Source organism: Mesorhizobium sp. CNPSo 4689 (assembly GCF_057784325.1).
In genome coordinates, this window is the sequence record NZ_JBWLUZ010000098.1 from 1 (window position 1) to 1,113 (window position 1,113).

Genomic DNA, 1,113 nt, shown 5'->3' on the forward strand with positions numbered 1-1,113 from the left:
ATCGGGCATGGTCCGCCGTGGAAGAAGGAGCGCGAGATGATCGCTGAGGTCGCTCATCGTAACCGGCGCCGTGTCTGGAACTGCTTGCCCAAACAGGTACATGCCGGGTGCCTCGACTACGCCGCCGTCGTGACGTGTCCGGCCTTTGCGACGACTTTAGAGAACGGCAGGTTTGACAAATGCCATGGCGCCTCTCGAATGTCCGAAACGCGGCGCGTGACGGCCCCCCGGGGCACGCCGAGAGGCCACTATGATTCTGATCAGATCTCAGTCCCTTCGGCGAGGGCAAGCGCATCTTCGACGTCCACGCCAAGATAGCGAACCGTATTCTCGATCTTGGTATGGCCGAGCAAGAGCTGCACCGCTCGCAGGTTCCCCGTCGCCTTGTAGATGATCGAGGCCTTCGTGCGACGTAGCGAATGAGTGCCATAGTCCTCTGGGCGAAGACCGATCGCTGTAACCCATTCATCGACTAACCGGGCGTACTGTCGTGTGCTCATGTGAGCAGAACAATCGACCCTGCTTGGGAAGGCAAAATCGTCGACTGTTCCGCCACGCCGCTCGAGCCACGCTAGCAAGCTCGATCTCGCGTCAGGCATCAACTCAAACTGGACAGGTCGTCGTGTCTTTTGCTGAATTACAATTGCACACGTTCGGATTTCTGGACCGACGACCAGGCTGCCGATCTTGATTTTCACCAGGTCGCATCCGCGTAGCTTGCTGTCGATTGCGAGATCGAAAAGCGCTCGATCGCGCAAGCGCCGTTCGCGATCGAGGAGGAATCGTATAGCCCATATTTGCCGTTGCTTCAGAGGTCGCTTCGCACCAACTTTCTTGCCGGCATTCCAAGCCCGTCGCTCCTGATCCGGAGGATCATACCGTGAAATTCCCATAGTTGTTTCTCCTTCGGCCACATTGGCCGAAAGGAAAACGAATTATGGAAGCGACACTCATTTTGGGCCGCTAGCGGACTGGCAGCTTCGAACCTCAGATCTTTAATTGCGGACCTTCAGGTCGATTGCGACCGCTGCGGCCCGTCGTGCCGTGGGTCGGGCTGCGCGATGCGCACACGTTCGGCCGAAGTCGCCTCTTGAGCTGTCTAGTCCCCGAGCG

General features: G+C 58.2%; 1 protein-coding gene. It reads right to left on the reverse strand.

All coding sequences use genetic code 11. The features are described 5' to 3' along the window. Positions 1-260 precede the first annotated feature (260 nt). The gene (locus AC04SI_RS33290) at positions 261-893 is read right to left on the reverse strand and encodes a tyrosine-type recombinase/integrase (protein ID WP_192180012.1); all 633 of its coding nucleotides are present in this window, start codon (positions 891-893) and stop codon (positions 261-263) included. Positions 894-1,113 lie beyond the last annotated feature (220 nt).